Source organism: Dietzia maris, assembly GCF_014144855.1.
Classification (GTDB): Bacteria; Actinomycetota; Actinomycetes; order Mycobacteriales; family Mycobacteriaceae; genus Dietzia; species Dietzia kunjamensis.
Window position 1 is genome coordinate 1 of record NZ_JAALDN010000029.1, and the last position, 7,186, is coordinate 7,186.

The window sequence follows — 7,186 nt, forward strand, 5'->3', positions numbered from 1 at the left end:
GCGCGGGCGCCGCGGGGGCCGGCGCGGCGTGCGCCCCGGACCGGGCCGGCACCTCCTGCTCGATGAACGCGACGTGCCGCCACGTCGAGGCGCCCAGCGCCTGGGTGTTGTCGTAGGACATGCCGGTGAGCTCGAGGCCGTCGGAGGGGATGAGGTTCCACTCCTTGCACGCCACCTCGCAGGCCTTGCAGCCGATGCACACGCTGGTGTCGGTGAAGAAGCCCTTGCGCGGCGGCGGGTCGGCGTAGCCGTTGTCCTCGGCGGGGTCGATGTCCCCGAAGAAGGACCGCCCGAGATCGGACAGGAAGGCGGACATGATTCAGCTCTCCGTTCCCGGTTCGGTGATGACTCCCGCGCGCCGGCGGTAGCCCTCGACGAACTCCAGCAGTGCCGGTCCACGCGGCCGTCGTCCCGCGACGATGTCACAGCTCGTGGCCTTGGTCGCGGGAATGGACACGTTGGGATCGAGGGACTGGGCGAGCAGGTCGTTCGCCGGGTCGCCGATGCTCACGCCGTTGCCGCCCCAGTGATAGGGCAGCCCGATCTGGTGCAGGGTGCGACCGTCGATGAGCAGCGGCGTCATCCGCCTGGTCACGAGGACCCGCGCCTCGATCGCGGAGCGGGAGGTGACGATCGTCGCCCAGCCCCCGTTGACCAGGCCCCGCTCCCGCGCCAGCTCGGGGCTGATCTCGCAGAAGAACTCCGGCTGCAGTTCCGACAGGTAGGGCAACGTCCGACTCATCGCGCCCGCCGTGTGGTGCTCGGTCAGGCGGTAGGTGGTGAACACGAACGGGAACACCTCGCTGCCCGGCTCCCCGTGGCCCGGCTGGGTCTCGTTGTACCGACCGGGGCGTATCGCGCGGGCGGGATTGGCGTCGTGACCCGGGTAGATCGGGTTCGCCACGGGCGACTCCGGCGGCTCGTAGTGCGCCGGCAGCGGACCGTCGGCCAGTCCGCGCGGCGCATAGAGCCACCCGCGGCCGTCGTCCTGCATGATGAACGGCTGCGCCCCACCGATGGCGTCCTGCGCCACCGCCCCCTCGGGCGGGGTGTAATCGGGCGCCTTGTCGGCCTCGAAGTCGGGCACGTCCTCGCCCACCCATCGGCCGGCGCCGTCGGCGGCGTCCGGATCCCAGCTGATGAGTGCCTTGCGTTCGCTCCAGGGCCGCCCCTCCGGGTCGGCGGAGGCACGGTTGTAGAGGATGCGACGGTTCGCCGGCCAGGCCCAACCCCACTCCGGGGCCACCGGGCCCTGCTCGTGGCGGGACCTGCGCCGCGCGGCCTGGTTGACGCCGTCGGCGTAGACGCCGCAGTAGATCCAACACCCGCACGAGGTCGAGCCGTCCGGCTTGAGCTGGGTGAACGTCGACAGGGGTTCGCCGTCCTCGCCGCGGCCGTTGATCTCGGCCAGCACGGCCTCGGCGTCGGGTTCGTCGTCCGAGCCCGGCTCCATCGGGTAGTCCCAGGTCAAATCCAGTAGCGGCCGGTCTCGGGGGTCGGTGGAGTCGGCCAGCTTCTCCTTCAGACGGCGTCCGAGGTGGTAGTAGAACCACAGTTCACTGCGCGCGTCCCCCGGTGGCTCGACGGCCTGGTGTCGCCACTGCAGCAACCGCTGCGTGTTGGTGAACGTGCCCTTCTTCTCCACGTGGTTGGCGGCCGGGAAGAAGAAGACCTCGGTGCCGATGTCCTCCGGGCGCATCTCGCCGGTCTCGATCTCCGGGCCCCTGCGCCAGAAGTCGGCGCTCTCGATCATCACGAGGTCGCGGACGACCAGCCAGTCGAGGTTGGCCAGCCCGGCGCGCTGCATCCGCCCGTTGGCGGTGCCCACGGCGGGGTTCTCGCCTACGAGGAAGTACCCGCCGCCGCCTTCGTTGATCTGCCGCTGCACCGTGACGGTCGAGTCGTGCTTGCCCGTGAGCTTGGGCAGGTAGTCGTAGGCGAAGTCGTTGTCCGCGGTGGCGGCGTCGCCCCACCAGGCCTTGAGCAGGCTGACGGTGTACGAGCGCATGTGGCCCCAGAAACCCTGCGCCACGTCGTCAGTGCCGATGTAGCTGTCCAGGTCCGGTTGCTCGCCGGCGTTCGGCGTGGGTAGGTACCCGGGCATGAGGTCGTACAGCGTGGGGATGTCGGTGGAGCCCTGGATGCTGGCGTGGCCGCGCAGCGCCATGATGCCGCCACCGGGGCGCCCGATGTTGCCGAGCAGCAGCTGGAGGATCGCGGCCGTGCGAATGTACTGCACTCCCACGGTGTGCTGGGTCCAGCCGACGGCGTAACAGAACGCGGTGGTGCGTTCCCGTCCCGAGTTCTCGGTCAGCGCACGGGCGACGCGGAGGAAGTCGTCGGCAGCGACGCCGCAGGTCCGCTCGACCATTTCCGGCGTGTAGCGACTGAAGTGCCGTTTGAGGATCTGGAAGACGCAGTGCGGGTGCTGCAGGGTCTCGTCGCGCGAGGGATCCTCGGTCGTGTCCGACGCGCGGGCGCCGGCGGCGCCGGGGGTCTCGGAGGCCTCGTCCTCGGCATCGTCGTCGTCGCGGCCCTCGTCGGGCATGTCGTTCTGGGCACCCGCGTACTGCCAGGACTCCAGGTCGTAGGTCCGGTCATCGGCGTCGAAGCCGGAGAACAGGCCCGCGAGGTCCTCGGTGTCCTCGAAGTCCTCGCCGATGATCGTCGACGCGTTGGTGTAGGCCAGCACGTACTCCGAGAACCAGGCGTCGTTGGTGAGGACGTGGTTGATCAGCCCGCCGAGGAACGCGATATCCGACCCCGCACGGATGGGTACGTGCTGGTCAGCGAGCGCACTGGTGCGCGTTAACCGGGGGTCGACGTGGATGATCGTGGCGCCACGGCGCTTGGCCTCCATGACCCACTGGAACCCCACCGGGTGCGCCTCGGCCATGTTGGAACCCTGGATGACGATGCAGTCGGCGTTCGCGAGGTCCTGCTGGTAGTTCGTGGCACCACCACGCCCGAATGAGGTTCCCAGACCGGGAACGGTGGAGGAGTGTCAAATGCGCGCCTGGTTCTCCACCTCGATGGCACCGAGCGCCGTGTAGAGCTTCTTCATGAGGTAGTTTTCCTCGTTGTCCAGCGTCGCCCCGCCCAGGCTCGCGAGACCCCGGGTGCGCCGGACGGTGTCACCGTTCGAGTCCGTCTCCTCCCAGAACTCCTTCCGCGACTCCAGCACGCGGTCGGCGACCATCTCCAGGGCAGTGTCGAGGTCGAGTTCCTCCCACTCCGTCGCGTACGGCTTGCGGTGGAGCACCGTGGTGATGCGGTCCGGGTTGGTGACGAGCTGCTTGCTCGCCGAACCCTTGGGGCACAGGCGGCCGCGGGAGATGGGGCTGTCGTCGTCACCCTCGATCTGGGTGACCTTGCCACCGGAGACGTAGACGTCCTGGGCGCACCCGACCGCACAGAACGGGCAGACACTCTTGACCACCTTGTCGGCGGTGGCGGTGCGGGGGGTGATCTCGAGGGAACGCCGGGAGCGGGTCGCGGAGCCGCGACCGAGCAGATCCTCACCGGTGAACTGCCGCCAGACGGGCCAGTTCAGCGGTGAACCGCGTCGGCCCAGTTCCGGCCGCGACGCGCGCGGCCGGCCGGGGTCGGGCTGGCGTTCCGACCTCGCCTGTTCCGACCTCGCCTGTTCCGACATCGTCACCTCCCGTTCTCCTGTCCGCACCACGTGGGTTCCGTGCCATGTAACGCCAGCACAATGGCCTTCGCAACCGATTTGGCGAATCCTCTCCCGGGGCCATGATGGTGGGGTGGACGAGCAGACTTGGAACGAGGACGAGGTGTGGGCGACCGTCGGTCTCATGGCCGATCCGGGCGTGCCCCGGAGGGTCGCGGTGGCGATCGCGGACGATCTCGCGGATGACCTGTCCAGCGAACTCGGGGGTCGGTGGCGGGTGGAGGTCGACCAGGAGACCCTCCCGCTCGGACCGGACGGCGAGATCCGGCTCACCGAGCACGCCCCCCGGCTGCTGCAGGAACACGATTGGGATTTCGTGCTCTATCTGACGGACCTCGCCACCCGTTCCGACGGGGACCCGCTGCTCTATGACGTGAGCGGCTCGACCACCGCGGCACTGCTGTGTATCCCGGTGTTCGGCGTCGTCAGAGTGCGTTCGAAGGTCCGCAAGCTCGCCCTCAAGCTGGTGCGTGCGGGCACCCACCAGGGTGGGCTGGGCGCACCCGCGACGGACGACCTGCCCCCCGAGCACTGCCGAGGTTTCCTCAACAGGGCCCGGTTGCTGTCGGGGATGGTGCGCAACAACCGGCCCACCCGGATGATGACGGCGCTGACCGGTGTCGTGGCCGCCGGGGCGGGCACGGGCGCCTTCGGCATCTTCTACGGGAGTATCGCCTCGCTGGCGGTGGCGCTGCATCCGCTCCGGCTGCTACTGATCAGCGTGATGGGCGTGCTCACCCTGGTGGTGTGGCTCATCCTCCGCAACGGCCTGTGGACCCGCCCGGATGACGGGCTCACGGCGAGCAGCCGGCGGATGGACAACGCGGCCACGGTCCTGACGGTCGGTACCGGCGTCGGCATCATGTACCTCGGCCTGCTGGTCGCCATGTTCGTGCTGGCGATCGCCGTGATGGACGCCGGATACCTCGAGACGCAGCTCGAGCGGCCCGTCTCAGTCTGGGACTACGTCCACCTGGCCTGGCTGTCCAGTTGTCTGGGCGCCTTCGCCGGGGCGCTCGGGTCGAACTTCGACGACGAGGACGCCGTCCGCGAAGCCACCTACAGCCTGCGCTGGCACGAGCGCCGCAAGATGTTCGACAGCTACCAGAGCGGCGACGGCGACAGCGAGGAGCAGGAGGAGCAGGAGCGGATCGAGCGCGAACACGGCGAGGACGAGGACGAGGACGAGGGCGACGAGGGCGACGACAACGACGACGACGACGGCAGCGAGAGCGGGAACGGGAGTAAGAGCTCCCGCGACGGGGGGCCGCGCGAGGTGGAGGACGACCGGCCGAGGGGGTAGACAAGGGATATGACAGCTGCACCGATCGACGCCGCCCCCGCGCAGGACTCCGCCACGACCGCGCCGTCGCTTCCCGTCGCCTGTGGTCCGCTGTCCGAGGCGGTCGTCGCGGCGTTGTCGTCTGGCGCCGTGCAGGACCTGCCGCCGGTACCGGCGGACACCGATCCGCTGGGCCGGGACCTTCAGCTCGCCCTGTACACGTTGTACGAGCTGCACTACCGGGGCTTCGACGGGGTCGACGCGGAGCTGGAGTGGGAGCCGGAGGTGCTGCGGCTGCGGCGGGACCTCGAGCGGGTCTTCCTCGGGCACCTGCGGTCGGCCGTCGAGCCCGGCGACGACCCCGTGGCCGAGATGGACGCACTGTCGGTCGAGGCGACCTCCGGCACCGGACCGTCCTGGTACTTCAAGGACGAGGGGTCGTGGGACCAGCTGCGCGAGTACTTCGCCCACCGGTCCCTGTACCACCTCAAGGAGGGTGACCCGCACGCGTTCACGATCCCGCGTCTGCAGGGTCAGGCCAAGGCCTCGTTCGTCGCGGTGGAGTTCGACGAGTTCGGTGGTGGGCGGGGTGAGCGCGTGCACCAGCGGTTGTGGGCCGACCTCATGAGCGCCGCCGAGCTGGACCCGACCTACCTCGGTTACCTCGACCGGGTGTCGGCAGAGACGCTGGCGACGGTCAACCTCATGTCGATGTTCGGCCTGCACCGGTCACTGCGGGGCGCGGCGATCGGCCATTTCGCGGCCATCGAGATCACCTCGTCGCCGGGATCGGCCCGCCTGGTGGCCGGACTGCGTCGGCTGGGCGCTCCCGAGGAGTGCGTCCACTTCTACGCCGAGCACGTGGAGGCCGATGCGGTCCATGAGCAGGTCATGCGGCACGACGTCGTGGGCGATCTGGTGCGCCGTGAGCCGGAACTGGCCGCCGACGTGGTGTTCGGTATGCGCGCGCTGGACTATCTCGACGACCTGGCCGCGGAGAAGATGCTCGCCGCGTGGAAGCGCGGCGAGTCCTCGCTCCTGCCCTGACACTCTCCCGGCCACTCTCCCGGCGAGCCGCCCGTCCCACCGCCCCGGGAAGATCCGCTACTCCGAATCGGGATTCGCTATGCGCATCGGGGTAGCAGATCCTGATTCCGGGTAGCGGATTCGCGGGAAGGGGTCCGCCGCCGCCCCGGGACAGCGCTCAGTCGTCGTCGCGGGCCGGGTCGGTCGGCCGGACCTTGCGGCGGTGACTCGTGTCGCACAACGGGTAGGTCTTGCTGCGCCGACACGTGCACACGGCCACCATGAAGCGGTCCGAGCAGACGCGCTCGCCGTCGGGCGTCGTCATGTCGACCGGGCCCTCGATGAGCATCGGTCCCCCGGGCACGATCCGCACCCGCCGGGCGTCAGACGCGGTCAACGCGGATCACCACCAGCTCCTCCTCGCGGCGACCGGGCTCGAGCAGACCGGCGGCCTCGAGTCGCTCGGCGTACGAGGTCATGACGGGACCGAAGTCCACGACGCGGGTGGCGACGGTCCGCGCGGTGAACCCCGACTGCTCCAGCTTGCGGATGGTCTGCGGAGGGTCCGAGAACTCCGAGTGCACGATCATCATGCTCCCGCCGGGCGAGACCAGGTCCGGGGCGAGGTCGCACAGCTGGTCCAGCACCACGCGGCCGTTGGCGCCGGCGTCCCACGCCCGGTTGGGTCCGGTGCCCTCGAGCGGGACGTCGGACGGGACGTACGGCGGGTTGGAGACCACCACGTCGTAGGGGCCGGCCCGGCGGGCGTCGTCGAGGGTGCCGAGCCGGACGTCCACCTGCACCCCGGCCCGGTCGGCGTTGCGGGACGCACACGCGACGGCGGCGGGGGAGATGTCGTAGGCGAGTACCTCCCGGGCGCCCTTGAGTGCGGTCTCGATGGCGAGGATGCCGCTGCCTGTACAGATGTCGAGGACCCGCCGGCCGGCGACGAGATCGCACTGGTCGAGCGCCTCACAGATGAGCCAGGAGTCGTCCTGGGGCGCGTAGACACCGTCGTCGACCTCGATATGGGTGAACCGGGTCTGGGTCATCGGGGCCTCCGGTTGATCTTCGGGACAGATGTTGTCCAGTCAATCGGCGAAGCGCCCCACCTGCAACCGGATGCGGTCCCGTCGGGCCCGCCCGGACCGCCCGGCCCGCCCGTCGGGCCCGGCCGGGCCGGC

The 7,186-nt window shown here is 69.9% G+C and carries 5 protein-coding genes and 1 pseudogene; 2 read left to right on the forward strand and 4 right to left on the reverse strand.

Annotated features, from left to right (window positions below; genetic code table 11):
* Both G6024_RS00885 and fdh read right to left on the reverse strand, forming a co-directional pair.
* Positions 1-316, reverse strand: a pseudogene (locus tag G6024_RS00885) (4Fe-4S dicluster domain-containing protein); the annotation flags it as partial.
* A 3-nt stretch (positions 317-319) separates the two neighbouring features.
* Positions 320-3,574, reverse strand: a complete 3,255-nt coding sequence (fdh, locus tag G6024_RS00890; protein WP_182640286.1) for a formate dehydrogenase — start codon at positions 3,572-3,574, stop codon at positions 320-322.
* A 193-nt stretch (positions 3,575-3,767) separates the two neighbouring features.
* Between fdh and G6024_RS00895 the strand changes: the two genes are divergently transcribed.
* Positions 3,768-4,997 (forward strand): hypothetical protein, encoded by a 1,230-nt coding sequence (locus tag G6024_RS00895; RefSeq protein ID WP_235027706.1) that lies wholly within the window; start codon positions 3,768-3,770, stop codon positions 4,995-4,997.
* 9 nt (positions 4,998-5,006) lie between these two features.
* Positions 5,007-6,023, forward strand: a complete 1,017-nt coding sequence (locus G6024_RS00900) for an iron-containing redox enzyme family protein (RefSeq protein WP_067720039.1) — start codon at positions 5,007-5,009, stop codon at positions 6,021-6,023.
* 157 nt (positions 6,024-6,180) lie between these two features.
* Here G6024_RS00900 and G6024_RS00905 read toward each other — a convergent pair whose 3' ends face one another.
* Positions 6,181-6,351, reverse strand: a complete 171-nt coding sequence (locus G6024_RS00905) for a CDGSH iron-sulfur domain-containing protein (protein WP_096907399.1) — start codon at positions 6,349-6,351, stop codon at positions 6,181-6,183.
* A 34-nt stretch (positions 6,352-6,385) separates the two neighbouring features.
* The gene (locus tag G6024_RS00910) at positions 6,386-7,054 is read right to left on the reverse strand and encodes a HemK2/MTQ2 family protein methyltransferase (RefSeq protein ID WP_159147611.1); all 669 of its coding nucleotides are present in this window, start codon (positions 7,052-7,054) and stop codon (positions 6,386-6,388) included.
* Between the last annotated feature and the right edge of the window lie 132 nt (positions 7,055-7,186).

Bases quoted from the DNA above. Each gene is read 5' to 3' on its own strand.
- G6024_RS00900 (WP_067720039.1), top strand. From the start codon at position 5,007: ATGACAGCTGCACCGATCGACGCCGCCCCCGCGCAGGACTCCGCCACG.
- G6024_RS00905 (WP_096907399.1), bottom strand. From the start codon at position 6,351: ATGCTCATCGAGGGCCCGGTCGACATGACGACGCCCGACGGCGAGCGC.
- G6024_RS00910 (WP_159147611.1), bottom strand. From the start codon at position 7,054: ATGACCCAGACCCGGTTCACCCATATCGAGGTCGACGACGGTGTCTAC.